This window comes from Kitasatospora sp. NPDC004614 (assembly GCF_042873675.1).
GTDB lineage: Bacteria > Actinomycetota > Actinomycetes > Streptomycetales > Streptomycetaceae > Kitasatospora.
The window spans coordinates 1-25,864 of the sequence record NZ_JBIALR010000008.1; the positions used below are offsets into that span (position 1 = coordinate 1).

Annotated in this window: 25 protein-coding genes; 15 read left to right on the plus strand and 10 right to left on the minus strand. The window is 73.2% G+C overall.

The annotated features are described in order from the left end of the window. Nucleotides 1–128: 128 nt before the first annotated feature. Complete coding sequence (locus tag ACFYST_RS18450; protein WP_387863573.1) at nt 129–884, minus strand: pirin family protein; 756 nt, start codon at nt 882–884, stop codon at nt 129–131. A gap of 163 nt (nt 885–1,047) precedes the next feature. Between ACFYST_RS18450 and ACFYST_RS18455 the strand changes: the two genes are divergently transcribed. Next, nucleotides 1,048–2,142, plus strand: a complete 1,095-nt coding sequence (locus tag ACFYST_RS18455) for a WD40/YVTN/BNR-like repeat-containing protein (protein WP_387863575.1) — start codon at nt 1,048–1,050, stop codon at nt 2,140–2,142. Between the two features lie 8 nt (nt 2,143–2,150). Here ACFYST_RS18455 and ACFYST_RS18460 read toward each other — a convergent pair whose 3' ends face one another. Continuing rightward, nucleotides 2,151–2,615: a MarR family winged helix-turn-helix transcriptional regulator gene (locus ACFYST_RS18460; RefSeq protein WP_387863576.1), complete on the minus strand. Its 465-nt coding sequence runs from the start codon at nt 2,613–2,615 to the stop codon at nt 2,151–2,153. A 107-nt stretch (nt 2,616–2,722) separates the two neighbouring features. On the opposite strand from ACFYST_RS18460, the gene ACFYST_RS18465 reads away from it, so the two are divergent. Both ACFYST_RS18465 and ACFYST_RS18470 read left to right on the plus strand, forming a co-directional pair. Then, the gene (locus ACFYST_RS18465; protein WP_387863579.1) at nt 2,723–3,505 is read left to right on the plus strand and encodes a dioxygenase; all 783 of its coding nucleotides are present in this window, start codon (nt 2,723–2,725) and stop codon (nt 3,503–3,505) included. Nucleotides 3,506–3,561: 56 nt separating this feature from the next. Further along, complete coding sequence (locus ACFYST_RS18470) at nt 3,562–3,969, plus strand: hypothetical protein (RefSeq protein WP_387645340.1); 408 nt, start codon at nt 3,562–3,564, stop codon at nt 3,967–3,969. Here the strand turns inward: ACFYST_RS18470 and ACFYST_RS18475 are convergent. Further along, nucleotides 3,963–4,604, minus strand: a complete 642-nt coding sequence (locus ACFYST_RS18475) for an NAD(P)-dependent oxidoreductase (protein ID WP_387863582.1) — start codon at nt 4,602–4,604, stop codon at nt 3,963–3,965. The genes ACFYST_RS18470 and ACFYST_RS18475 overlap by 7 nt on opposite strands. Nucleotides 4,605–5,096: 492 nt before the next feature. Here ACFYST_RS18475 and ACFYST_RS18480 point away from each other — a divergent pair, with 492 nt between their 5' ends. Next, nucleotides 5,097–5,873: a TIGR03084 family metal-binding protein gene (locus ACFYST_RS18480; protein WP_387863584.1), complete on the plus strand. Its 777-nt coding sequence runs from the start codon at nt 5,097–5,099 to the stop codon at nt 5,871–5,873. Between the two features lie 6 nt (nt 5,874–5,879). On the opposite strand, the gene ACFYST_RS18485 is transcribed toward ACFYST_RS18480, so the two are convergent. From ACFYST_RS18485 to ACFYST_RS18505, 5 genes are all read right to left on the minus strand, one after another. After that, nucleotides 5,880–6,362, minus strand: coding sequence for a hypothetical protein (locus ACFYST_RS18485; protein WP_387863587.1), 483 nt, complete (start codon nt 6,360–6,362; stop codon nt 5,880–5,882). An 83-nt stretch (nt 6,363–6,445) separates the two neighbouring features. Continuing rightward, nucleotides 6,446–9,649, minus strand: coding sequence for an error-prone DNA polymerase (locus ACFYST_RS18490; protein WP_387863590.1), 3,204 nt, complete (start codon nt 9,647–9,649; stop codon nt 6,446–6,448). Between the two features lie 81 nt (nt 9,650–9,730). Further along, nucleotides 9,731–11,515, minus strand: a complete 1,785-nt coding sequence (locus ACFYST_RS18495) for a hypothetical protein (protein WP_387863593.1) — start codon at nt 11,513–11,515, stop codon at nt 9,731–9,733. A gap of 584 nt (nt 11,516–12,099) precedes the next feature. Then, nucleotides 12,100–12,885, minus strand: a complete 786-nt coding sequence (locus tag ACFYST_RS18500; RefSeq protein ID WP_387863596.1) for a hypothetical protein — start codon at nt 12,883–12,885, stop codon at nt 12,100–12,102. Nucleotides 12,886–13,026: 141 nt separating this feature from the next. Continuing rightward, nucleotides 13,027–13,665: an alpha-ketoglutarate-dependent dioxygenase AlkB gene (locus ACFYST_RS18505; RefSeq protein ID WP_387863598.1), complete on the minus strand. Its 639-nt coding sequence runs from the start codon at nt 13,663–13,665 to the stop codon at nt 13,027–13,029. Nucleotides 13,666–13,780: 115 nt separating this feature from the next. Between ACFYST_RS18505 and ACFYST_RS18510 the strand changes: the two genes are divergently transcribed. Together ACFYST_RS18510 and ACFYST_RS18515 are read left to right on the plus strand one after the other, a co-directional pair. Next, the gene (locus ACFYST_RS18510) at nt 13,781–15,379 is read left to right on the plus strand and encodes a multicopper oxidase family protein (RefSeq protein ID WP_387863600.1); all 1,599 of its coding nucleotides are present in this window, start codon (nt 13,781–13,783) and stop codon (nt 15,377–15,379) included. Nucleotides 15,380–15,481: 102 nt separating this feature from the next. Next, complete coding sequence (locus ACFYST_RS18515) at nt 15,482–15,928, plus strand: NUDIX domain-containing protein (RefSeq protein WP_387863603.1); 447 nt, start codon at nt 15,482–15,484, stop codon at nt 15,926–15,928. A gap of 9 nt (nt 15,929–15,937) precedes the next feature. Here the strand turns inward: ACFYST_RS18515 and ACFYST_RS18520 are convergent, their stop codons facing one another. Next, on the minus strand, nt 15,938–16,666 hold the full coding sequence (locus tag ACFYST_RS18520) for an SDR family oxidoreductase (RefSeq protein WP_387863605.1): 729 nt from the start codon (nt 16,664–16,666) through the stop codon (nt 15,938–15,940). A gap of 67 nt (nt 16,667–16,733) precedes the next feature. Between ACFYST_RS18520 and ACFYST_RS18525 the strand changes: the two genes are divergently transcribed. The 4 genes from ACFYST_RS18525 to ACFYST_RS18540 all read left to right on the plus strand — a co-directional run bounded on the left by ACFYST_RS18525 (nt 16,734) and on the right by ACFYST_RS18540 (nt 22,281). After that, complete coding sequence (locus ACFYST_RS18525) at nt 16,734–17,183, plus strand: hypothetical protein (RefSeq protein WP_387863607.1); 450 nt, start codon at nt 16,734–16,736, stop codon at nt 17,181–17,183. A gap of 204 nt (nt 17,184–17,387) precedes the next feature. Next, nucleotides 17,388–19,790 carry an ATP-binding cassette domain-containing protein gene (locus ACFYST_RS18530; RefSeq protein ID WP_387863608.1) on the plus strand — a complete coding sequence of 801 codons (2,403 nt, stop codon included), beginning with the start codon at nt 17,388–17,390 and terminating at the stop codon, nt 19,788–19,790. Nucleotides 19,791–19,890: 100 nt separating this feature from the next. Then, nucleotides 19,891–21,804, plus strand: coding sequence for a hypothetical protein (locus tag ACFYST_RS18535; RefSeq protein WP_387863610.1), 1,914 nt, complete (start codon nt 19,891–19,893; stop codon nt 21,802–21,804). Nucleotides 21,805–21,816: 12 nt separating this feature from the next. After that, complete coding sequence (locus ACFYST_RS18540; RefSeq protein WP_387863613.1) at nt 21,817–22,281, plus strand: GNAT family N-acetyltransferase; 465 nt, start codon at nt 21,817–21,819, stop codon at nt 22,279–22,281. On the opposite strand, the gene ACFYST_RS18545 is transcribed toward ACFYST_RS18540, so the two are convergent. Next, nucleotides 22,282–22,614 (minus strand): winged helix-turn-helix transcriptional regulator, encoded by a 333-nt coding sequence (locus ACFYST_RS18545; RefSeq protein ID WP_387645378.1) that lies wholly within the window; start codon nt 22,612–22,614, stop codon nt 22,282–22,284. It abuts the gene before it with no gap. Nucleotides 22,615–22,730: 116 nt separating this feature from the next. On the opposite strand from ACFYST_RS18545, the gene ACFYST_RS18550 reads away from it, so the two are divergent. The 5 genes from ACFYST_RS18550 (at nt 22,731) to ACFYST_RS18570 (ending at nt 25,828) form a co-directional block, all read left to right on the plus strand. Then, a complete protein-coding gene (locus ACFYST_RS18550; protein ID WP_387863615.1) occupies nt 22,731–23,372 on the plus strand; it encodes an NAD(P)-dependent oxidoreductase in 642 nt (213 codons plus the stop codon). A 133-nt stretch (nt 23,373–23,505) separates the two neighbouring features. Continuing rightward, nucleotides 23,506–23,931, plus strand: a complete 426-nt coding sequence (locus ACFYST_RS18555) for a VOC family protein (protein WP_387645384.1) — start codon at nt 23,506–23,508, stop codon at nt 23,929–23,931. Nucleotides 23,932–23,971: 40 nt separating this feature from the next. After that, nucleotides 23,972–24,532: a DinB family protein gene (locus ACFYST_RS18560; RefSeq protein WP_387863618.1), complete on the plus strand. Its 561-nt coding sequence runs from the start codon at nt 23,972–23,974 to the stop codon at nt 24,530–24,532. 84 nt (nt 24,533–24,616) lie between these two features. Further along, on the plus strand, nt 24,617–24,691 hold the full coding sequence (locus ACFYST_RS18565; RefSeq protein WP_354644872.1) for a putative leader peptide: 75 nt from the start codon (nt 24,617–24,619) through the stop codon (nt 24,689–24,691). 120 nt (nt 24,692–24,811) lie between these two features. After that, nucleotides 24,812–25,828: an isopenicillin N synthase family dioxygenase gene (locus ACFYST_RS18570; protein WP_387863620.1), complete on the plus strand. Its 1,017-nt coding sequence runs from the start codon at nt 24,812–24,814 to the stop codon at nt 25,826–25,828. Nucleotides 25,829–25,864 lie beyond the last annotated feature (36 nt).

A 25,864-nucleotide genomic window follows, 5' to 3' on the forward strand; every position in this document is an offset into this window, starting at 1 on the left:
AAACGCTCGGCTGGGAAACCCCAGCCGAGCGTCTGACTAAACTCCTCGTGGCCTAGACAACCGACCACGTGTTGCAACGATCGCTAGAAACCACCCTCGAAAGCGCTCGACGGGCCTTGCGGGTGGCCTCAGTTGAGAGTGGCGTTCATCTCCCACTGGAGCAGCTCGGCCCCGTCCGGCCCGGCGGTGACCCGCTGGCCCTCGGCGCCGGTGATGCGCAGGGCGTCGCCCTCGTGCAGCAGTCCGGCGCCTTCGACGGCGGCCTCGCCGCGCGCCACGTAGAGGTGGACGAACGGGGCGGTGGCGAGTTCCAGCGTCTCGTTCGGGCGGATGCGTGCGACGTGCAGCGCGGCGTGCTTCTGGCGGATGCCGATCGCCCGCTGGTTGGAGTGCTTGCTCATGCCGGACGCGAGGGTGGTCCAACCGCCCTGGACGAGTTGGTCGTTGATGTCGAGCTGCTCGTAGCCGGGGTCGATGCCCGCGGCGTCCGGGATGGTCCACATCTGGATGAAGCGGACCGGGTCCTGGTGCTGCGGCTCGCCGGTGATGGTCCAGGAGTCGTTCTTCTCGCTGTGCAGGATGCCGGTGCCGGCGCTCATCCGCTGGGCGAGGCCCGGGTAGATGACGCCGTTGTGGCCTTCGGAGTCCTGGTGGACCAGGCCGCCGTCGAGCACCCAGGTGATGATCTCCATGTCCCGGTGCGGGTGGGTCTCGAACCCGGTGCCGGGGGCGACGATGTCGTCGTTGGAGACCAGCAGCAGGCCGAAGTGGGTGTTGGCCGGGTCCCAGTGGCGCGAGAACGAGAAGGAGTGCTTGGAGTCCAGCCAGCCGGCGCGGGTGTGGAAGCGCTGGTCGGCGCGGCGCAGGTCGATCGTGGATGCCATCGGGTCCTCCTTCATCGGGGTGTTGTTGAATCATAAACCATTCCGGCCGCCCGTGCATTCCGCCGCGCCCGCCCGGCGGTCGCGGCGCGCTGCCGTGCGACTGTCGGACCCCCGGAGGAGACTGCTGCGGGACCGCGCACAACCGAGTTCCGGATGGTTCACGATGAGCGACGTACGGGAAGTCCTGCTGGCCGTCGGCACGCAGAAGGGCCTTTTCCTGGGCCGCAGTTCGGGCCGCGAGAAGTGGGAGTTCAGTGGCCCGCACTTCCAGATGAACGCGATCTACTCGGTGGGCATCGACCGCCGGGGCGGGCGCACCCGACTGCTGGTCGGAGCGGACAGCAGCCACTGGGGCCCGTCGGTCTGGTGGTCGGACGACCTCGGCGCGAGCTGGCAGGAGCCGTCGAAGCCGGCGGTGCGTTTCCCGGAGCGGACGGGCGCCTCGCTGGAGCGGGTCTGGCAGTTGCAGCCGGCCGGCGAGGAGGCGCCGGGCGTGGTGTACGCGGGCACCGAGCCGGCCGCGCTGTTCCGCTCCACCGACGGCGGCGAGTCGTTCTCCCTGGTGGACGCCCTGTGGGACCACCCGCAGCGCGAGCACTGGGGCGCCGGTTTCGGCGGCCAGGGCATGCACACCGTGGTCACCGACCCGCGCGACGCGGACGTCCTGACGGTGGCGGTCTCCTCCGGCGGCGTCTACCGCACCACCGACGGCGGGCGCAGCTGGGAGCCGTCCAACACCGGGATCCGGGCCGACTTCCTGCCCGACCGCTTCCCCGAGTACGGCCAGTGCGTCCACAAGATGGCCCGGGACGCGGCCGATCCCGACCGGCTGTACCTGCAGAACCACGGCGGGGTGTACCGCAGCGACGACACCGGCCGGACCTGGGAGTCGATCTCCGGAGACCTGCCCGCAGACTTCGGCTTCGGCGTCGCCGCCCACCCGCACACCTCGGGCACCGCGTACCTGTTCCCGCTGGACGCCGACTACGCCCGCCTGCCGGTGGAACGCCGCTGCCGGGTCTTCCGCACCACCGACGCGGGCGAGACCTGGCAGCCGCTGGAGACCGGCCTGCCGCACGAGAACCACTACGGCGTCGTCCTGCGCGACGCCCTGTGCACCGACGACGCCGACCCGGCGGGCGTCTACTTCGGCAACCGCAACGGCGAGGTGTACGGCTCGGCGGACGGCGGCGAGAGCTGGTCGCTGCTCACCTCGCACCTGCCGGACGTGCTCTGCGTGCGCGCCGCGACCATCTGACCGATCGATCAGGCGTCGGCGGCGCGCAGGCGGTCGGCGACGGTGCCGAGACTGTCGGCCAGCGCGGCCAGCTGCTCCGGGGTGAGCACGTCGATCAGCGTTTCGCGGACGGCGGCGAGATGCCCCGGGGCGGCGGCCCGCAGCGCCTGCCGGCCCTGCTCGGTGAGTTCGGCGAACACGCCGCGCACGTCGCTGGCGCAGGAGCGGCGGCCGACCAGTCCGGCCTTCTCCAGCTGGGTCACCTGGTAGGTCAGGCCGCTCTTGGAGGTGACCAGCCGGTCGGCCAGGTCGGTCATCCGCAGCGAGCCGCCGGGCACGGCGGACAGCTGCACCAGGATCTCGTACTGGGTGTGCGACAGCCCCGCGTCCTCCTTGAGCTGGCGCTCCAGTCGGCGGGCGACCAGGTTGGTGGCCTCGACGAATCCGCGCCAGGCGGCCATCTCGGTCTCGTCGAGCCAGCGGGGTTCGTCCATGTCCCGCATCCTACTCCGGTTGTTCAAATTTGAACTCAGGTGTACCGTCGAAAGCGTTCGGTTCAAATTTGAACCACACGAGGCGTCCAAGCCAGGAGGACGGACCCATGAGCACCGCCACCCCCGAGCGCATGCCCGCTCTCTACCTCTCGCACGGCGCGCCCCCGCTCGCCGACGACCCGATCTGGCCCGGCCAGCTCGCCGCCTGGTCCGCCGACCTGCCCCGCCCCAAGGCGATCCTGATGGTCTCCGCGCACTGGGAGGAGGCACCGCTGGCGATCGGCGCGGTGCGGACCATCCCCCTGGTGTACGACTTCTGGGGCTTCCCCGAGCACTACTACCAGGTGCGGTACGCCGCCCCCGGCGCACCCCAACTCGCCGACTCCGTCCGCAAGTTGCTGCGCACCGCCGGCACCCCCGTGCAGGACGTGCCGGACCGCGGCCTCGACCACGGCGCGTACGTCCCGCTGGTCGAGATGTACCCCGGCGCCGACATCCCCGTCCTGCAGATCTCGCTGCCCACCCTCGACCCGCAGGAACTGCTGGCGATCGGCCGCAAGCTCGCCCCGCTGCGCGACGAGGGCGTCCTGATCGTCGGCTCCGGCTTCTTCACCCACAACCTGCGCGCCCTCTCCCCCGACGGCCGGATCAGCTCCGTGATGGCCGAGTTCGACGACTGGGGCCGCCGCGCCCTCGAGGCCCGCGACCTCGACGCCCTCCTCGACTTCGAACACAAGGCCCCCGCCGGACGCCTCGCCCACCCCCGCACCGAACACTTCGCCCCCCTATTCGTCACCCTCGGCGCAGGCGAGGCCGACCTCGGCGACCAGCGCAGCGTCATCGACGGCTTCTGGATGGGCCTCGCCAAGCGCTCGATCCAACTCGGCTGACCGCCCGCCGCCCCCTCCGGCCCTCTGGCAGGATGACCCGCCGGAGGGGGTTCAGCGTGATCGATGACCGGGCGTGGTGGTTCCGGGCCCGTTACGTTCTGGTGGCCGTGGTCGTCGGTTGGGCGTGCACTGCGGTGGTGTTCCCTGCCGACGCCGAGGTGACGGACCTGGCCCGGCGTTGTCTGGACGGGCCGGGGGTGCCGCAGTACGTGATGGTGCTCGCCGTGGTGGGGCTGGTGCTGAGCGCGGTGGGGACCAGCTGGGGCTTGGTCCAGCTGGTCGTGGTCACGCGCCGACGGGGTCCGCGCCCGAGTCGCGGGCATCCGATGCTGTGGCTGGTGATGCCGCTGGCCGCGGTCGGACTGGTGGTCCAGGTGGCGGCGGAGCGGACGGCGGCGGACGAATTCGGGCCGCGGCCCAGCCCCTGTGTCGGCTCCGCCCCGCTGCTGCCCGGCCCTCAGTAGCCGCAGGTGAAGCGTTCGCCGTGGTGCCGGGGCGATTCCAGTTCGTCCACCAGGGCGGTCGCGAGGTCCGCGAGGGAGATGGTGGACAGGCCGTCCGGGGTGGCGACCAGGTCGTCGGTGGCGGTGCGGTAGACGCCGGTGCGCTCGCCCGGCAGCAGGCTCTGGGGCGGGCTGAGCACCGTCCAGTCCAGGTCGCTGACGGTGCGCAGGTACTCCAGCGCGCGGCCGTGCGCCCGCATCATCTCCAGCTGGCGCGGCGTCACGGACGGGTCGTCCCACAGGCGGGTGCCGGACGGGGTGGTCAGGCTGCCGGCGCTGCCGACCACCAGCAACCTCGGGGCCTGGTCGGCGAGTTGACGCAGACCGGCGACGAGCGCGTGCGCGGCCGGCTCGATCAGTCGGCCGCGGCCCGGGCCGTCCCCGCCGCCGACCGCGCTCACCAGTACGTCAGCTCCCGCCGCGACCCGCGCCACGTCCGCCGGGTCCAGCACGTCCCCGCGCTCCACACTGATCGCCAGCCCCTGGTACTCCTCCGGCCGCCGCACCACCGCCGTCACCCGGTGCCCCCGCGCCAGCGCCTCGGTCACCACGCACCGACCGATCTCCCCGTTGGCCCCGACCACCACCACCCGCATACCCGACCAGCCTCCCGCTCCACCAGCCCGACCCCCCATCAGACCACGGCGCCGGCCACCGGCCCGGCAACGAAACCCGCTGCGCAAACCGCTGCGCGGGGCCGGGAGCGGGGGTGCGGGCCGGGAGCGGGAGTGCAAACCACTGTGCGGGGGCGGGAGCGGGACGCAAACCACTGCGCGGGGCCGGAAACGGGGGTGCGGGCCGCTGCGCGGGGCCGGGAGCGGGGGTGCGGACCACTGCCCCGGGCCGGGAGCGGGGACGCAAACCACTGCGCGGGGCCGGGAGCGGGAGCCCGTCGCGCCCGCAGGGCCGCGGGCGACGCGCATGGGGGCCGGTGCTCCGAGTTGCACGCGGACCCCGCAACGAGGAGCCGCCGGCAGGCCCCGCCCGTGCCCGACTGCCGACGCCGAAGCCCACCCGCTGCGCGGGGCCGGTGCGGTGGGGGGCGGCGGGGTAGGAGTGTGGGCATCGGACGGCGAGAGGGGTGGCGGGTGGACGGGCTGGTGGCGGATCTGATGGCCGAGGGAGCGGAACTAGACTCCCTGGTGGCGGAGTTGAGGGCGGCCGGATGGGAAGTGGGAACACCGGCGGCGGGGTGGACGGTGGCGCACCAGATCTCGCACCTGGCGTGGACGGACCGGTGGACGCTGCTCGCCGCACAGGACCCGGAGGGGTTCGCGGCTGCGCTGGGGCGGGAGTTCGCGGACGGGATGGCGGCGGTGGACCGGGGTGCGGCGGAGGGGGTCGGCGAGGAGCCGGACGCGTTGCTGACCCGCTGGCGCGCGGGCCGGGCCGAGGTGGCCCGGGTGCTCGCGGAGGTACCGGCGGACGTGCGGCTGCCGTGGTTCGGGCCGCCGATGAAGGCCCGGTCGATGCTGACGGCCCGGCTGATGGAGACCTGGGCGCACGGGCAGGACGTCGCGGACGCGCTCGGCGTGGACCGCACCCCGACCGACCGTCTGCGGCACATCGCGCATCTGGGCGTCCGCACCGTCGGCTTCGCGTTCGCCGCCCACGGTCTGCCCGCGCCGACCGCCCCGATCCGGTTCGAACTCCGCTCCCCCGGCGGCGAGTTGTGGGACTGGGGCGAGGAGGACGCAACCGACCGGGTGTCCGGCCCGGCGCTGGACTTCTGCCTGCTGGTCACCCAGCGCCGCCACCCCGACGACCTCGCCCTGACCGCCGAGGGCGACACCGCCCGCGCGTGGCTGCCCCGCGCGCAGGCGTTCGCGGGGCCGCCCGGCGAGGGGCGGAAGCCGCTGCGGTGAGGCCGGTCAGTTCCCTTCGAGGCAGGCGGGCCTGCCGGGCATCGAGGTGTAGCTGCCCGCCCCGCTGACCGCGAGCAGGGAGATGTCGTGCGAGCCGCCGGGGCCGTAACCGAGCTCGGTGATGCGCTGGCACACGGCCTTGGCCTGGTCCCGGGTGGTGTCGTCGGCGACGTGGACCGTCACGGCGTGCGAGGCCCGGCCGGTACTGGACACCTCGGCCGGTATCGAGGAGTAGGTCCCGTCGGCGACGTGCGGCAGGCAGCGGATCTCGTCCGGCAGCGGGCCCTCCCAGCCGCCCATCCAGCTCTCGGTGGGGCTGGGTGCGGCGCTGCAGGCGGGGCCGGGACCTTCGGAAGCGGATGCGGAGGCGGCGGCCGGCGTGGTGGTACCGGCGGCGGGCGCGGCGGCCTGCTTCGAATCGGTGCTGCAGCCGGTCGCGGCAAGGGTGGCTGCGGCGAGGACGAGAGCGGTGGCGAGGCGTCTGGACATGGGGTCCCCCTTCTTGATCGGAGACACCGTACCGGCCCTGGCAAGCGCTTTCCGTGGCCCGTCCGGCAACCGCCGCCGACTCGTCAAATACCGAGCCGCAGCGGCGAGATGCGGGTGGCGATCAGGTTGGTCGCGCCGTGGGTGCGTTCGATGGTGCCGTGGATGAGCAGGCCGGCGCGTTCCAGGACGGTGCGGCGGTGGGCCTCCCAGACGGGGCGGTTGCAGATGACGTTGATCAGGCCGGTCTCGTCCTCCAGGCTGAGGAAGAGGACGCCGCCGGCGGTGGGCGGGCGTTGGCGGTGGGTGACCAGGGCGCCGATGACGACGGGGGTGCCGGGTGGGACGTGCTGGAGCTGGGCGGCGGTGACGGCACCGGAGCGGTGCAGGGCTTCGCGCAGGTGTTGGACGGGGTGGCTGGTGGCGGAGCTGCCGGTGGCCCAGAGGTCGGCGATGGTCTCCTCGACGGGGGTCATCGCGGGCAGCGGCGGGGCGTCGGCGCCGGGGAGGGTGCCGGGCAGTGAGTCGGGGTCGGTGGCGGCGTACAGGCCGGCCGACCAGAGGGCCTGGCGGCGGCCGAGGCCGAAGCAGGAGAACGCGCCGGCGGTGGCGAGGGCCTCCATGACGGTGCGGGGCAGGGCGGTGCGGCGGGCGAAGTCCTCCAGGTCGGTGTAGGGGCGCCCGGCGGCGATGGTCTCGGCCTGGGCCTGGCCGAGGCCGCGTACCGAGGTGAGGCCGAGCCGGATCGCGGCCTGCGGGGTCTCGGCGGTGAGGGGGTGCCGGTAGGAGGGGTGGAAGGGCGGTTCGAGGGTGGGGCCGGGGTCGCTGACCGCGACGTCCACGGCGCGTACCCGGACGCCGTGCCGGCGGACGTCGGTGATCAGGCTGAGCGGGGAGTAGAAGCCCATCGGCTGGTTGGCGAGCAGTGCGCAGGTGAACGCCGCCGGGTGGTGGTACTTGAGCCAGGCGCTGGCCCACACCAGGTAGGCGAAGCTGATCGCGTGCGACTCGGGGAAGCCGTAGCTGGAGAAGGCCTCGATCTTGGTGTAGACGTCCTCGGCGGTCTCGGCCGGGATCCCGCGTTCGGCCATGCCTTCCAGCAGGCGGGTGCGCAGCACGGCGACGCGTTCCAGGGAGCGTTTGGCGCCCATCGCCTGCCGGAGCCGGTCGGCCTCGTCGGGGGTGAATCCGGCGCAGTCGATGGCGAGTTGCATCATCTGTTCCTGGAACAGCGGGACACCGAGGGTCTTGGCGAGGGCGCGTTCCATGCTGGGGTGCGGGATGTCGACGGGTTCGACGCCGTCGCGGCGGCGCAGGTAGGGGTGGACGGAGCCGCCCTGGATCGGGCCGGGGCGGATGAGCGCGACCTCGACCACCAGGTCGTAGAAGTGCTTGGGCTTGAGCCGGGGCAGGGTGGCCATCTGGGCACGCGACTCGACCTGGAACACGCCGACGGTGTCGGCCCGGCAGAGCATCTCGTAGACCTTGGGGTCGTGTTGGGGGATGGTGGCGAGGTCGAGCCGTTCGCCGTAGTGCTGTTCGATCAGGTCGCAGGCGTCGTGCAGGGCGGCGAGCATGCCGAGGCCGAGCAGGTCGATCTTGACGAGTCCGGCGCCGGCGGTGGAGTCCTTGTCCCATTGCAGGACGGAGCGGCCGGGCATCCGGGCCCATTCGGTGGGGCAGATCTCGCCGACGGGTTCCCGGGTGAGCACCATGCCGCCGGAGTGGATGCCCAAGTGTCTTGGCAGGCCGTGGAGTTGACTGCCGAGGTCGAGGACGTCGGCGGGGATGACGGCGTCGTCCTGGACGGTGCCGTGGAACTCGACCTGCCGGGTGAAGGCGTCCACCTGCTCGGACGGGTAGCCGAGCGCCCGGGCGGCGTCGCGCAGCGCGAGCCGGGGCCGGTAGGTGATGACGTTGGCGACCTGGGCGGCGTGGGCGCGGCCGTAGCGCCCGTACACGTACTGGATGACCTCCTCGCGGCGGCGGTTCTCGATGTCGAGGTCGATGTCGGGCGGCCCGTCGCGGGCCACGCTGAGGAATCGTTCGAACAGCAAGCCGTAGGCGATGGGGTCGACGGCGGTGATGCCGAGGGCGTAGCAGACGGCGGAGTTGGCGGCGGAGCCGCGGCCCTGGCACCAGATGTTCTCGCGGCGGCAGAAGTCGACGATGTCATGGACGATCAGGAAGTACCCGGCGAGGTCGCGGGTCTCGATCACGTCGAGTTCGCGGGCGAGTTGGCGGCGGGCCGGGTCGTTGCCGGGTCCGAAGCGCCGCGGTCCGGCCTCGGCGACCAGGGCGCGCAGATGGCTGCTCTCGGTGTGGCCGTCGGGGACGGGGTAGCCGGGCAGTTGCGGGTCGAGGGTGGAGAAGTCGAAGGCGCAGGCCCGGGCGAGGTCGACGGTGGCCTGCTGGACGCCGGGGAACCTCCGCAGCCGGTTCGCCATCTCGCGGCCGGAGCGCAGGTGCGCCGTGCCGGCGGCCATGGTGTACGGGGCGGCCTGTTCCAGGGTGCGGCGTTCATGCAGGGCGGCCAGGGCCTGGGCGAGCCGCCCCTGCGCGGGTGCGGCGTGGTGGACGTTGTTGGTGGCGATCAGCGGCAGCGCGGTGCGGGCGGCGAGAGCGGCGAGGCGGTCGTTGCGCAGGTCATCGCCGGGCATTCGGTGGTCGGTCAGTTCGACGTACACGTTGCCCGGCCCGAACGCCTCTTCCAGGGAACGGAGTTGGCGTTCGGCTTCCTCTTCGCCGGCGGTCTCCAGGGCGTGCCGGACCCGGCCGCGACGACAGCCGGAGAGCACCGCCCAGTGGCCGTGGTGGGCGTCGGCGAGTTCCTCGAACGCGTAGCGCGGGTTGCTCTTGGCGCCGCCGCGCAGTTGGGCGGCGCTGATCGCGGCGGACAGCCGCCGGTAGCCCTCCGGGTCGCGGGCCAGCACCAGCAGGTGGTCGTCCGGGCCGAGGGTGAGTTCGGCGCCGAACACGGTGCGGACGCCGGTGCCCTTGGCGGCCTCGGCCAGCCGGACCGCGCCGTAGAACCCGTCGTGGTCGGTGATCGCCACCGTCTCGACGCCCAACGCGACTGCCTCGTCGAGCAGTTGCTCCGGGTCGCTGGCGCCGTCGAGGAAGCTGAACGCCGAGTGGACGTGCAGTTCGGCCCACGGGACGGCGTCCTTCGGCGGCGCGGGCCGGGGGCGTTCGGGCTCCTCGCGGGCATGCGGGACAGCGGTGGCCGCGCCGGACATCCGGCGTTGCAGCTCCGTCCAGGGGAGCGAGGGGTGGCTGGTGAATCCCATCGCGGGTGGTGCTCCGGTCTCGGGGTGGTCGGTGCGGGCGCTCCCCCTTCGGCGCTCGATCTGATGGTCCGTCAATTTCGTTCAGTCGTATGCTCCTTCGACGTACCAGCGGCCGCCCTCCACGGTGAGCAGCAGGGCGCGGCCGCCCTCCACCGCGACCTGGAACCTGGCCCGGCGGCGGGCGGTGCGCGGGTCCCACCAGCGTTCGACGGCCGGCCACGGGCCGGTCCAGCCGAGCACTTCGAGGGTGCGGCCGTGCAGTTCGACCCGGTCCGGCGGGGCGGACACCTCGGCGCGGCCGTCCACCGCGACGGGCTGCCCGTCGCGGTCCAGCACCAGCACCGGAACCGGGTCGGGCGGCACCACGGACGGCGACGGGTCGGTGAGCCGGCCCGGCCAGGGGCCGTCCGCTCTGTCGCTCCGGCGGAGTTCGGCCTCGTCCCACGGCAGTCGCGCCTGCTGCTCGCCGGGGGCCCGGCCTCCCTCGGGGGCGCCGCGCCGTAGCCCCGCGTAGCCCAGCAGCGACTGCACCCGGGCCACCGCCCGCTCCACCCGGTCCTCCGCGACCGCCTCGCCCCACAGCGCCAACTGCCGTCCCTGGTCCGGGAACAGGCCGTCCGGGACGAGGCGCAGCGCGGTGAACGCGCCGTCCGCGTCGGTGAACGTGCCGGTGGACTGCCAGGCGTTCAACTGCCAGCGGATCCGCTCGGCGAGGGCCGCCGCCGTCAGCCGCCCTTCGTGCTGCCACAGCCGGGCGACGGTGCGGCCGCCCTCGCAGGACACCTCGACCGCCACCCGCTGGCAGGCCAGTCCGACCTCGGCCAGCCGGGCGTGCAGGCGCTCCGCGAGGGTGCGGCCGACGAACACCAGGGGCTCCGCCAACTCCTCCGGCGGATCGAAGAGTTGCTCGACCGCGAGGTCCAGGCCCTGGTCCTTGGGCGCCAGCGGGCGCGGGTCCAGCCCGCGGGCCTGCCGGTGCGCGGCGCTCCCGGTCGGGCCGAACCGGTTCGCCACCAGGTCCGCCGCCAGCTCCGCGAACGCCCCCACCGTCTCCACGCCCAGCCGGTGCAGCAGTTCCGCCAGCTCCGGCTCGCCCAGCGTCGACACCGGGTACGGCGCGAGGAACTCCGGCGTCCGCCCCGCCGGCACCAGCAGCTCGGCGCGGGCCGCCAGCACGGCGGCGAACAGGCCGTCGGCGACACCGAGCAGCCCTCGCGGGGGTTCGGGCGACGGTTCCGGCTCGGGCTCGGGGGTCGGCGCGGGCTCCGGCTTCGGTTCCGGCTTCGGTTCCGGATGGGCGGGGGCCACCAGGGCGAGCGGGGTGGGGGCGTGCGGCGGGGCGGGCTCGGCGGAGCCGCCGTCGATCACGGTGAGCGGGGGTCGTCCGGCGGCCTCCTGCTCGGCGAACACCTCGTCCACCCACGCCGGTTCGGTCTCCTCGGTCAGCTCGTCGGTGGGCTCCTCCGGCGCGGCGACCGGCCGGGTCTCGGCCAGGACGGTGGCGACCGCGTCCCGGATCCCGACCGTGAGCGCCTCCTCACCGCCGAAGTACCGGGCCGGGCCCTTCACCGGAATCGCGCACAGCCCCGGCCGGAGCACCTCCACCCGCGGCGTGAACGCCTCCACCGCCGCGACCACCGGCTCGAACCGGCGCGCCTCCGCCTCCTCGTCCCGCTCCCGCAGCCGCAACTCCGGGCAGAACCGCTGCGCCAACCGCAACGGCTGCCCACGACGGACCCCCGCCGCCCGGGCCGCGTCCGAGGACGCCAGCACCCGGCCGCCCTCCACCACCGCCACCGCCCCCGCATCCCCACCCACCGGCGCGGTCGCCACCAGCGGCCAGTCCGGACACCACACCACCAGCACCCGCTGCCCCGCCGGCCCCCACCCCGCGCCCCCGTCCCCCGCCCGGGCGGTACCCCACAACGGCCCGCCGCCACCACGGCTCACGGACGACGCCGGCTTACGAATCGGATTGGGGTGCTTCATGGCTGGTCACTCGGAGAGGTTCGGTGGGAGGAAGGGGGGACGGGATCGGTAGACGCTCAGGGACACCTCCCGAGCCGAGAGGCCGCCGCGGTGGCGACGGCAGGCCGGAACGGCGAGAACGCCGTCGCCGACCCACTCGAACAACCGGGCAACCGGGCAACCGGGCAACTCGGCCGGGGCGGGAGGCCGCGACGGGAACCGCGGGCCGGGGCCGGAAGCGCGTGTGCGCAGCGGAGAGCCGGAACGGCGGGGTGGTGTCGGTGACCTGCTCGGACAGCATTTCGACGTGACGACCGCCCCGACCGCCCACGGCGAATCCGTCCGCCCCCGGCATCCGACGAAAACGCCGGCGCCGCAGGCCGCCATCGCCGCGACCGAACGGCGACGGCGCAGGCGACGGGGACCCCACAGTTGCCGGGCGGGGCGAAGGCCGTTGGCGTGGAGCCGAAGGGTTGCGCATCTCAGACCGCCTCCAGGGCGGGCCGGGTGAGGGCCGGTTCGGCGGGGGCGAAGGCGCGGGCGGCGCCCGTGGCGTCGGGGAGCCAGAGGTGGGCGGTGCGGGGGCGAGCGGCGGTGCCGCGGCCCTCGGCGACGGCTTCGACCTGGCGGCCGGTGAGTTGGCCGTGGCCGTCGCCGAGGCCGAACCAGCGGCCGGTGCGGATGCTGAGGCGCTGGGTGGCGCCGGGCCAGGGGCCGGCGACCAGCAGGGCGCAGCGGGTGCGGCGCAGGACGGCGGTGAGGCGGGCGGCGAGGGTGGGGGCGACCGGGCCGGTGGGGCGCAGCAGGATCAGGCCGACGGCGCCGGCGAGGGCGGCGACCACGTCGGGCCAGTGCGGGCCGGGGTGGTCGGCGAGCAGCAGGCGGCGCAGGTCGTAGCCGTAGCCGGCGGCGGCGGACAGGCCGAGTTCGGGGAGTCCGACGGCGGCGGCCCAGGCGGTGTCGCCGGTCTGTTCGGCGAAGGCGCCGGCGCCGAGGGCGAGCAGCAGTCCGGTGTCGCCGGTGACGGAGACGGCGGTGCCGGGGCGCAGTCCGCCGCCGGGGAGCAGCGGGGCGAGTGCGGGGAGGACGGGCAGCAGTTCGGGTTCGGCGACGGTCGGCAGCGGCGGGGCGGGGGCGATGCCGGGCCGCAACGGGACGACGACCGTTCGATCGCGTTCGAGTGTCCGGGCAGGGTCGGCCGTCCCGGCGGGGGCAAAGTGGGCGAAAGCGCCCGTCCCGGACGGGTCGATCGATTCTGGTTCGAACATGTGCACGACTCCAGCATCGAACACTCGTTCGTAAATATTCAAGTCCGGGAATCTGACTGACCTGCAGAAACACCCGCGCGACGACCCTCGGTGACCGTTCGCGCCAGAGTTCGGCCGAGTTCGGCCGAGTCCCGCCGAGATTCAGCGGACGCCGCGCGGGCGGAACTGGATGCTGATCCGGGGGCCGACCGCGCCGGCGCTCTTCGGGATGGCGTGTTCCCAGGTGCGCTGGCAGGAGCCGCCCATCACCAGCAGGTCGCCGTGGCCGAGCGAGCGGCGCACCGTCGGGCCGCCGCCGGCCAGCGGGCGCAGCAGCAGGGGGCGGGCCTGGCCGATCGAGAGGATGGCGACCATGGTGTCCTCGCGGTCGCCGCGGCCGATCCGGTCGCCGTGCCAGGCGACGCTGTCCCGGCCGTCGCGGTAGAGGCAGAGTCCGGCGGTGGCGAACGGTTCGCCGAGTTCCGCCCGGTAGTGGGCGCCGAGCGCGTCCCGGGCCTCGGTCAGGACGGGGTCGGGCAGCGTGGCGCCCTCGGGGTAGAAGGCCAGCAGCCGGGGGACGTCCACCACTCGTTCGTACATTTCGCGCCGTTCCGCCCGCCAGGGCACCCCGTCCACCAGCCGTTCGAACAGCGCGTCGGCGCCGTTCAGCCAGCCGGGCAGCACGTCGATCCACGCCCCGTGGCCCAGTACCGTCCGTTCGATTCCGGCGAGCGGGCCGAGCGCGGGCTCCGCCTCCGGGCCGCCGGTGTCGAACAGCGAACCCTGTAGCTGGTACGTCATGCTGCCAGCGTACGCCCCGTTCGAACATTCGTACGATATTCGGGAAAGTGGGACCTTTGACCGATCCGGTGCGCCGTCGGAGCGATTTTGACCGTTTGACCTAAATTGCCCGTTTATGGCAGAGAATCGCTGGATCAGCCGACGCCTGGTCCTCAAAGCCGTTGCCGGCCTCGCCGCGGCATCCAACGGGATCCTGACCGCACAGCGCGCGACGGCGGCGGCACCGGCGCGCTTCCCGCAGCCGGAAGCGACAGCCCCGGGGACCGGCTCGGCGCCGCGGCTCGTCCAACAGACCCTGGACGTCCGCTTCACGGACATCGAAGTACCGGGCTACGGCCAGGTCACCACCCGCACCTACAACGGGACGATCCCCGGGCCGACCCTGCGCGTGCGCGGCGGCGACACCCTGCGGCTGACGCACATCAACGGCCTGCCGCCCAACCGGCCCTTCCACGGCGACCACAACACGCCGCACCGCACCAACAGCTTCAACCTGCACACCCACGGGATGCACGTCTCCCCGTCCGGGCACGCCGACAACATCCAGCGCGAGTTCGCGCCGCGCACCGCCGCCGGAGTGGCCTACGGCCTTCCCGAGCCGCGGTACACGACCACCATCCACATCCCGGCCGACCACCCCGCCGGCACCTACTGGTACCACCCCCACCTGCACGGATCCACCGCCGAACAGATCGTCGGAGGAATGGCCGGGGTGATCATCGTCGAGGGCGACATCGACGAGGTGCCGGAGATCGAGGCGGCCGACGACATCGTCGTCTGCATCAACGAGCTCAAGTTCGAGGACGGCGAAGTCCCCGCCTTCACCTCGGGCGGCTGGGTGAACGACGTCCCGTCCACCTTCGCCGTCAACGGCACGGTCAACCCCACCCTCACCCTGCGCCCGGGCGAGGTCCAGCGCTGGCGGCTGGTCGCCGCGACCGCCTTCACCGCCCTGCGCCTGCGGATCGCCGGGGAGTGCGAGGACCTGACGATGCACCAGATCGCGCAGGACGGCATCAGCTTCGCCAGGCCCGTCGCCCTGCCGCAGGTGAACCTGGCGATGGGCAACCGCGCCGACGTCCTGGTCCGGGGCGGCCGGCCCGGCCGGTACGAGCTGCGGGCCGAGGGAGTGCCCGACCCGCTGATGACGATCGAGGTCGCGGACGAGCCCGTCGAACCGCCGATGGACCTGCCGGACTCACTGCCGCCCGGCCGGCCGTTCCTCGACGAGAGGGACATCGTCAACCCCGACGCCGACCGCGAGGTGGTCCTCCACGTCGACCCGCAGGTCTTCCCCGGCGCGTTCCCCAATGCCTACCGCATGCTCGGCAGCAACGCCACGCCCCCCGACGACCCCGACGGCGACCTCACCCGCGACCCCGCCTACGGCCGCTTCGACCCCGACTACGTCAACCACACCCTGCGCCTGGGCGACATCGAACGCTGGACCGTCCGCACCGACGAGACCCTGCCGTCCCACGGCCACCCCTTCCACCTGCACACCAACCAGTTCCTCGTCACCCACCGCAACGGCGAACGCCTCGACCCCCCGGTCTGGCACGACACCGTCGGCCTGGCCGGCGGCACCCCCGGAGCGTCCGTCACCTTCCTGGTCAGATACGCCGACTTCACCGGCCACGCCGTCGCCCACTGCCACCAGCTCCACCACGAGGACCTCGGCATGATGCAGACCGTCCACTACGTCGAGGAGTGAGCCCCCGGGCCAGTTGAAATTTGGCGCCCTGGGGGTGGGGTGCGGCATGGTGGGCCGATCGCGCGGACCGCGCGGTCGGCCCGACCGATGGAGGGGTGAACCGTGAAGAAGATCGCCGCCAAGCTGTGGCGGATCATCCGGGGCCCGATGCAGTGGCGCGTTCTGTGGTTGTGGCACTCGAAGTTCATGGTCGGGGTCACCGGCATCGTCCGCGACGACGAAGGCCGAGTACTCCTGCTGAAGCACCGGATGTGGCCGGAGGGCCGGCAGTGGGGGCTGCCGAGCGGCTACGCGAACAAGAACGAGAGCTTCGAGGACACCGTCGTGCGCGAGGTCCGGGAGGAGACCGGGCTGACCGTGAAGACCGGCGAACTTGCCTACCTGAAGAGCGGGTTCAAGCTGCGCATCGAAGTCGCCTACGAGGCCCGGTACGTCAGCGGCCGGATCGAGGTGGACCCGTTCGAGATCCTGGAGGCCCGGTGGTTCGCACCGGACGACCTCCCCGAAGGGACGCAGGACCTGCACCGGCAGCTGATCGGCCGTCGGTGACCCCCGGCGCTACAGCTGTTCGAACCGGAAGGTGCGGATGAAGCAGTCGCGGGGCTGGGAGATGGCGAACAGGACGCAGTCCGTGACGGACTGGGTGGTGAGGGGGTCGGTGGCGGTGCGGGGGGTGGTGTCCCAGGTGGGGGCGAGGGGGTCGGCGTCGTCGAAGTCCGGGGGGTAGAGCGCGATCACCCGGATGTTCTCGGGGCGCAGGCGGGCGGAGAGTACGTCGGAGAAGCCGGACTGGGCGGCCTTCGCCGCGTAGTAGGCCGGGTGGGAGTCGGAGCGGTGGTTGCGCAGTTCGCCGACCGAGGAGACCAGGTTCACCACGTCTGCGGCGGCCGAGGCGCGCAGCAGCGGCAGCAGGTGACGGGTGACCAGGACGGTGCCGGTGGCTCCGGAGGCGATGGTGTCGACGATCGCGTCGTCGTCGGCGCCCAGCAGGTCGGCGCCGTGCAGGTAGCGGGCCCCGTTGTTGACCAGTACGTCGACCCGGTCGGTACGGGACGCGACCTCGGCGGCGAAGGCCCGCACCGAGGCGGGGTCGGACAGGTTGCAGGCCAGGCCCTCCGCCTGCGCGCCGCTGTCGGCGGTGATCTCGTCGGCCGTCCGCTGGGCCGTTTCCAGCCCGCGCGCCGAGACCAGGACCCGCGCGCCCAGCCGCCCGGCCCGAATGGCGAGTGCCCGGCCGGTGCCGCGGCCCGCGCCGGTGATGACCATGGTGCGTCCGGTGAGATCCATGAACCGACCCTTCGTCTGCTTCCCAGTGCTGAGGGAAGAATAGGACTGTTGACCGAGGAGGGACGAAGTGGCCGGGTGGGGTGTGGCACTCGCGGTGGGGTGCGAGTGCGGGGCCGAGGCGCGGCAGGACGTCGGGCAGGCGCTGCGGGGCGGAGAACTGTGCTGGGACGCGGAGTTGTACTGCCGCGCCTGCGGGGCGGGGTCGTGCCTCGGGTTCGGCACCGGCGAGGCGCCGCCCTGGGTGCGCGACCCGCTGATCGCCCAACACGGCACGGTGCGGCTGCGGTTGACCGATCCGGCGGCGGGGCGGGTCGCGGTGCTGCGGACGGTGCGCGAGGCGTGGGGGCTGGAGCTGCCTCAAGCCCGGGAGCTGGCAGAGCAGTTGGCGGGGGACGGGCTGGCCGGGACGCTCCCCGAGGCCGCCTGGCTGCGCGAGCGGCTGGCCGCGCGCGGGGTGCCGGCCGAGGTCGCGACCGGCACCGGGACGGCGCTCAGCCCTTGGGGCGGCCGGCGGTGACCCGGGCGGCGAGGGTGTCGTCGGGGCCCCCGTCCGCCCGATTGTCCGTATCCGCATCGCCGACCCTCCCCCGTGGTTCGGCCAGCCGCTCTACCCACGCGCGCCGACAACGGTTCGGACACCTCCCCGCTCCCCGCCCGGCCGGGTGGTTGGATCGGGGCGGCGGTGTCGCCACGGGCGCCGCCGGACGGAGGGACGAGGACGATGAGCGGCACCGAGCGGGCGGACCGTCAGCACCTGGCCGACAGCCACGATCTGATCCGGGTGCACGGGGCGCGGGTGAACAACCTGAAGGACGTCAGCGTCGAACTGCCCAAACGCAGGCTGACGGTGTTCACCGGGGTGTCCGGTTCGGGCAAGAGTTCGCTGGTGTTCGGCACCGTCGCGGCGGAGTCGCAGCGGCTGATCAACGAGACGTACAGCGCGTTCGTGCAGGGGTTCATGCCGACGCTGTCCCGCCCCGAGGTGGACGTGCTGGACGGCCTGACCACCGCGATCATCGTGGACCAGCAGCGGATGGGCGCCGACCCGCGCTCGACCGTCGGCACCGCGACGGATGCCAACGCGATGCTGCGCATCCTGTTCAGCCGGCTCGGCGACCCGTTCATCGGCCCGCCGCCGGCGTTCTCCTTCAACGTGCCGACGGTGCACGGCTCCGGCGCGATCACGGTGGAGCGCGGCGAGGGCTCGAAGGCGGAGAAGCGGACGTACTCGCGGGCGGGCGGGATGTGCCCGCGCTGCGAGGGGCGGGGCAGCGTCTCGGACATCGACCTGGGGCAGCTGTACGACGAGGCGCTGTCGCTGAACGAGGGCGCGCTGACCATCCCCGGGTACAAGCCGGGCGGCTGGAACTACCGGCTGTACACCGAGTCCGGGCTGATCGACCCGGACAAGCCGATCCGCGAGTACACCGAGAAGGAGCTGCACGGCTTCCTGTACCTGGAGCCGACCAGGATGAAGATCGCGGGCATCAACATGACCTACGAGGGTCTGGTGCTGCGGATCCAGAAGTCGATGCTCAGCAAGGACCGGGCCGCTCTCCAGCCGCACATCCGCAGCTTCGTGGACCGCGCCGTCGCCTTCACCCGCTGCCCCGACTGCGAGGGCACCCGGCTGAGCGCGGCCGCCCGGTCCTCGAAGATCGAGGGCCGCTCGATCGCCGACGCGTGCGCCATGCAGATCAGCGATCTCGCCGACTGGGTACGGGAGTTGGACGAGCCGTCGGTGGGCCCGCTACTGGCCTCGCTGCGGCAGGTGCTGGACTCGTTCACCGAGATCGGCCTCGGCTACCTCTCGCTGGACCGCCCGGCCGGCACGCTCTCCGGCGGCGAGGCGCAGCGGGTGAAGATGATCCGGCACCTCGGGTCCTCGCTGACCGACGTCACGTACGTCTTCGACGAGCCGACCACCGGCCTGCACCCGCACGACATCCAGCGGATGAACGACCTGTTGCTGCGGCTGCGCGACAAGGGCAACACGGTGCTGGTGGTGGAGCACAAGCCGGAGACCATCGCGATCGCCGACCATGTGGTGGACCTCGGCCCGGGCGCGGGTTCGGCGGGCGGCACGGTCTGCTTCGAGGGCAGCGTGCACGGGCTGCGCACCAGCGACACCATCACCGGCCGGCACTTCGACGACCGGGCCGCCCTCAAGCCCGAAGTCCGCACCTCCACCGGCGTGTTGGAGATCCGCGGCGCGAACGCGCACAACCTGCGCGAGGTGGACGTCGACGTGCCGCTGGGCGTGCTGACGGTGGTCACCGGCGTGGCGGGCTCCGGAAAGAGCTCGCTGGTGCACGGCTCGCTGGTCAGCGGCGCGGCGCTGAAGGGCGGCGCACCCGAGGGCGTGGTGGCGATCGACCAGAGCCCGATCCGCGGCTCGCGGCGCTCGAACCCCGCCACCTACTCCGGCCTGCTGGAGCCGATCCGCAAGGCCTTCGCCAAGGCGAATGGCGTGAAGCCGGCCCTGTTCAGCGCCAACTCCGAAGGCGCGTGCCCGACTTGCAACGGCGCCGGGGTGGTGTACACCGACCTGGCGATGATGGCCGGAGTGGCCACCGTCTGCGAGGAGTGCGAGGGCAAGCGCTTCCAGGCCGCGGTACTGGACTACCACCTCGGCGGCCGGAACATCGCCGAGGTCCTGGCCCTGTCGGTCGACGAAGCCGAATCCTTCTTCTCCGCCGGCGAGGCCCGCACCCCCGCCGCGCACACCGTTCTGAAGCGCCTCTCCGATGTCGGCCTCGGCTACCTGACACTCGGCCAGCCGCTCACCACCCTCTCCGGCGGCGAACGCCAGCGCCTGAAGCTGGCCGCGCAGATGGCCGAGAAGGGCGGCATCTACGTCCTGGACGAGCCCACCGCCGGCCTGCACCTCGCCGACGTCGAACAACTCCTCGGCCTGCTCGACCGGTTGGTCGACTCCGGCAAGTCCGTCATCGTCGTCGAACACCACCAGGCCGTCATGGCCCACGCCGACTGGATCATCGACCTCGGCCCCGGCGCCGGCCACGACGGCGGCCGCATCGTCTTCCAGGGCACCCCCGCCGCCCTGATCGCCGACCGCACCACCCTCACCGGCCGCCACCTCGCGGAGTACGTGGGCGCCTGACGGCCGGGGACAGGTGGGCGCCTGACGGCCGGGAATTCGCGCGACACGGCGTCCGGCGGACCAGCAGAATGACGGCCGGGTTCGACGGAGAGGACGGGAATTGGGGCTGTCGCTGGACGCGCTGGACGCCGTGGAGTGGGCCGGGCTGGAGACCGCGAGCCGGTCCGATCCGGTGGAGACCGTGCCCCGGACGCTGCGCCGGCTGGCGCAGGCGGGTGCGGCGGCCACGGAGGAGGACTGCCGGCCGCTGTACTGCCTGCGCCCGCAGCCGCCGCGTCAACTCCCGTCCGCCGCACCGGTCGCCGCGCCGTTCCTGCTCGCGCTGGCGCTCGACCCGGATCTGGGCGCCCGGCCTGCCCTGGTCGAACTGCTGTGCCACATACTGGAGTTGCCAGGCCTGCTTGCGCAGCACCGCGCGTCCGCCCGGTCGCTGCTCGCCGACCCCGACCCGGTGGTCCGGCGGGTGGCGGCCCCGCTGGCGCCCGACTGCGGAGTGCTGCTGGAGCGCTGGCGGGCAGAACCGGAGCGCATGGTGCGGGTCGCCCTGCTGCGCGCCCTCGCAGAGCGCCCGGACGCCGAGGATGCGCCCGCCGTCCTGGCGGAGGCCCTGGCCGGCGAGGACCCGGCGCTGTACGTCGCCGCCGTGCTGGCCGGTGCCGTCGCCGACCCCGACCTGCCGGTCCGGCACTTCGAGCGCCTGATCGCCGTCCTGTCCGATCCGGCGCTGCGCCCGCGCTTCGCGGACCTCTGGTACCTCCCGGACGTCGAGGAGCCATGCGAACGCGAACACCTGCTCTGGTGGGTGTTCCGGCTGTTCGCGCACCGCCCCGACCTGGAAAGCGCCTACCCGGTGCGCCTGTTGGCCGCCGCCGAGCAGAACGGCGACCTCGGCCTCTGCCAGGAGGCGTTGGACCTGGCCTGGTCACTGCTCACCCGGCGCCGCTGTACAGCTCCCGAACTGCCCACGGCCGTCGGCCCGTTGCTCGACCACCCCTCCCCCGCCGTCCGCCTGCGCGCCGCCAATCTGCTGGCCGGCCTCGGCCCCGCCGCCACCCCCTGGGCGGACCGGCTGACCGCGCTGCTGGACGACGACAACACCGACCCGCGCCTGGACGGGACGGTCGGTGATCTCGCGCGCTGGGCGCTGCTCCGCACTGGCGATCCGCGCGGACTGCCCGGCCTGGCCGCACAGTTGCTCGCGCAGGAAGAGGAGGGGGGTCGCTGCTACGTCACTGCCGCGCCGCACCGCCCCGACGTCGCCGACGTGCTGGCACCGCTGCGGGCCCACGCGGACACCCTGCTGCCCGAGGTGCGCGAGGTGCTGCGCCGGACGGCCGAGTCGGCCTTCGCCGCCCGAGGCTTCCTCACGGCCCTGACTGCCTGGGGCCCCGACGCCGCCCCCGTCCTGCCGGAGCTGCCACCGCTGCTCGACCACCCGTACACGGCGTACTGGGCGCAGTCCCTGCTCGCGGCGATCGGCCCGGCCGCCGCACCGCTCGCCCGCACCCGCGCCCTGACCGACCTCCAACTGCACTGGCACCCGGACCTGATCGCCGACGACCGGCCGACCGCGCTACGCCTGATCGGCGAGGCCGTACTGACCGCCGTCCCCCCGCTGTACGGCCCGATCGACCGACTCGCCGAGTTCGGCCCCGCCGCCGCCGCGTACACCGACCACCTGCACCACCTCATGGCCACCGCCGAACCCCGGACCCGCGCCGCCGCCGCAGCCGCCCTCTGGTCGATCACCGCCCGACCCGAACCCTGCCTCGACCTGCTGGCCGGCCACATCCTCGCGACCGCCGACGGCGACGACCAGTACGGCCTGCTCGCCCAGGCCCTGCGCACCCTGATCCGGATGAACACGATCACCTCCGCCATCCGCACCGCCCTGCTGACCATCCACCGGACGGATCACCGTCTCTCCCACGAACAGGGCTGCACCGCCATCCTCCGGGACGAAGAACTCCGCGCCCTGATCGACCGGGCCCTCGCCTGCCCCGACGCCACCTGACGAGGAGAACCGATGGACGTACGGATCCGCACCGGCCGGGGCGGCGACGCGGCGGGGCTGGTGCGGCTGGCCGGGCAGGTCGAGCACTGGTTCGGGGCGATGGTGGACGATCCGGGGTTCCACGAGGCGGTGGAGCGTCAACTCGACCGGGGGACGGCGCTGGTGGCGACCGACGGGAACCGCGTGGTGGGTGGCCTGCTGGTCGGGTACGAGGCGTCGGTGTGCCACCTGCACTGGCTGGTGGTGGACGAGAGCGCCCGGGGTGCGGGTGTCGGCCGGGCGCTGGTGGCGGCGGCGCTGGCCCGCTGCCCGGACGGGGTGGCGAGCGTCGAGGTGGTGACCTTCGGCGCGGACCACCCAGGAGCGGTGGCCGGCGGCGCGCGGGTGTTCTACGAGCGGCTGGGGTTCTCCCCCGCCGAGGCCGCCGGGAACGGGCCGGAAGGCGGCTCGCGGCAGGTGTACCGGCGCGGGATCTGATCAGTCCTCTTGGTGCTCGCGGGCCCAGGTGCAGGCGGTGTCCAGCACGCCGATCAGCGAGCCGCCCACCTCGGTCAGCGCGTACTCGACGTGCGGCGGGTTGCCGCCGTGGTCGGTGCGGGTCAGCCAGTGGTCGCGTTCCATCGCGCGCAGCGTTTCGGTGAGCACCTTCGGGTTGACGCCGCGCAGCCGGGCCTTGAGTTCGGTGAAGCGGTGCGGCCCGTCCTGGAGGCAACGCAGCACCGCGCCGGACCACTTGTCGCCGACCTGGATCGGTGAGCGGTGCGCGCACTTCCGGGGGTCGAACACACCGGCTTCCTCGGAGATGGTCATGCCTCGACGATAGCCGCACCTCGGGGCCGGTTCCGTTGCAGTAACCGGGGGTGCCCGTCCTACCGTCGGCGACGACACGGAACGCGGCACGGCAACCAGGACAACGAGGAGCAGCCATGAGCAGGATCGTGATCTTCGGCGCGGGTGGGCGGGTCGGCCGGGCGGCGGTCGCGGAGGCCGTCCGACGCGGTCACAGCGTGACGGCGGTGGTCCGCGACCCGGCCAAGTACCCTGGGCTGGAGGGGAGTTCAGGTGTGACGCTGGTGCGCGGCGACGCGACGGACGCGGATGCGGTGGCCCGGGTGGCGGCCGGCCACGACGCGGCGATCAACGCCTCGGTGCGGCTGGACGTCCCGTCCGAGAGCTACTTCACCGCCGCCGCGCGCTCCCTGACGGCGGGTCTGAACCGTGCCGGGGTCGGCCGGCTGCTGGTGCTCGGCATCGCCACCACGCTGGAGACCTCGCCCGGGGTGCGCATCATGGACGACCCCGAATTCCCCGAGCAGTACCGGACGTTCTCGCAGGGTCACGTCGCCGAGTTCGACCTCCTCACCGCCGAGGCCGGCCCCCTCGACTGGCTGATGGTCGTCCCGCCCATGGACCTCGACGCCGACGCCCCCACCACCGGCCAGTACGTCACCGCGGTCAACACCGTCACCGGCACCGGCCGGATCTCCCACCCGGACCTGGCGGTGGCCCTGCTGGACGAGATCGACACCCCCGAGCACCACGCCACCCAACTCGCCGTCTCCCACTGACGCCGGTACCGCCGATCCGGCCGTTCCTGCCCGGACGGGCCGCCGTTTCCCCGGCGTGCCAACGCCCTTCGGTCTGCGGGGCGGGCCTAGGGTGGGCCCGTCGTCGCAGGTCGCAGAGCCGAGGAGGCCGGAGATGCCCGAAGCCGCCGTTCCCCCGCCGCCGCAGGTGTGGCCGACGTTGCGGGCGCGTGATGCCCGGGGGCTGATCGCGTTCCTGGTGGAGGCGTTCGGTTTCCGGGCGACCACGGTGTACGCGGACGGCGACCGGGTGGAGCATGCGGAACTGGCATGGCCGCTCGGCGGCGGCATCATGCTGGGCTCGGCGAAGGAGCCCGCCGAGGGCGAGGACGATCCGTGGCCGTTGCGGCCCGGAACGTTCGGCGCGTACGTGGTCACCGACGATCCGGACGGCCTGTTCCGGCGGGCGGTCGGCGCGGGCGCCCGGGTGACCGCCGAACTGCACGACACCGACTACGGTTCACGGGATTTCACGGTGCTGGACCCGGAGGGAAACCGCTGGTCGTTCGGCACCTACCGGGGCGAAGCACCCCACCACTGACGGTACGTCACTGTCAGGCCCGGGTGGCACGCTGGCGGCCATGACGACCGCACCCACACCGCCACCGCAGCACCTCTCCCCCGCCTGGGCCGGCGCCGAGAGCCGGGCGACTCCGCCACTGGTCGGCGACGAGCGTGAACTCCTCACCGCGTTCCTGGACTTCCAGCGGGAAACCTTCGCCCTGAAGTGCGCGGACGTCCCGGCGGAGCGGCTGTCCGAGCTCGCGGTGCCGCCGTCGGGGCTGAGCCTGCACGGGCTGGTGCGGCACCTGACCGGGGTCGAGCAGTGGTGGCTGGAGATCCAGTTCGCCGGCGACGAGTCCAGGCCGATGTTCTACTACTCCGACGAGGACCCGGACCAGGACTTCGAGCACCTGGACGGCGACGTCGCCGAGGCGCTGGCGCTCTGGCGCGCCCAGGTCGAGATCTCCCGCCGGATCACCGCCGAGGCCCCGTCGCTGGACGCCACCGGCACCCAGAAGACCACCGGGCAGCCGGTCTCGCTGCGCCGCATCCTGCTGCAGATGCTCGCCGAGTACGCCCGCCACAACGGGCACGCCGACCTGCTGCGCGAGCGCATCGACGGCTCGACCGGCTACTGATCGGGGACTCACTACCGAACGATCGGTTGACCGAACTCCGCCGTTTCCCGGAATCCGTCCGGACGGGGGTTGTAGCCTGAAGGGGTGCTTCTTCTCGTCAGCCGTCGCCACGTGGACCTGCTCCGCGTCACGAGCATGTCCTGTCGACGCTCCGGCTGATCTGCCCCATCCACATCCCCTGCCCGTAGCGGTCCACCGGCCGCGCCGGGCGCCGCCACCCCGGCATGCCCCGGCGCGACCCGCCGCCGCGGCCGGGCCTTTCACCGTGGACGCGCACCCATGACGCTGCAGCACCCCATCGCCCTCCCCGTCATCGACCTCTCGCTCGCCGACGGCGACGCCACCGACCGGGCCCGGCTCCGCCGGGAGTTGCGGGAGGCCGCCACCGGAGTCGGTTTCTTCCAGCTCGTCGGCCACGGCGTGACCGCCGCCGAGACCGCCGACCTCACCTCCGCGATGCGCGCCTTCTTCGCCCTTCCCGAGACCGACCGGCTGTCGGTCAGCAACCTCAACTCCCCGCATTTCCGCGGCTACACGCGCACCGGGGACGAGCGCACCGGCGGCAGCCGCGACTGGCGCGACCAGCTCGACATCGGCCCCGAACTGCCGGCGCACGTGCCCGCGCCCGGCGAGCCCGCCTACTGGTGGCTGGAGGGGCCGAACCAGTGGCCCGCCGCGCTCCCGGAGCTGCGCACCGCGGCCCTGCACTGGATCGACCGGCTCGACGGTGTCGCCCGCCGGCTGCTGCACGAACTGCTCGCCTCGATCGGCGCCCGCCCGGACTTCTACGACGACGCCTTCGCCCCGCACCCCCACCTGCACCTGAAGCTGGTCCGCTACCCGGGCACCGCGCCCGACGGCGCCGCGCAGGGCGTCGGCACGCACAAGGACTACGGCTTCATCACCCTCCTCCTGCAGGACACCGTCGGCGGCCTCCAGGTCGAACGCCCGGACGGCACCTTCCTGGACGTGCCCCCGCTGGACGGCGCTTTCGTCGTCAACCTCGGCGAGCTCCTCGAGGTCGCCACCGACGGCTACCTGAAGGCCACCAGCCACCGCGTGGTCTCCCCGGCGGGCGCCCGCGAGCGCTTCTCCGTCCCGTTCTTCTACAACCCCCGGCTCGACGCCCACATCGCCCCGCTCGACTTCCCGCATTCCCACCACGCGCCGGGCATCACCCAGGACCCGTCGAATCCTCTGCACGCGGACTTCGGTGTGAACGAATTGAAGGGATTCAGCCGCGCCCACCCGGAGGTCACCCGCCGCCACCACCCCGCCCTGGCCAGCGCGCGATAGCCGGTCTTCCGGGTGCGCCGAGGGGCTCCGCTTCCC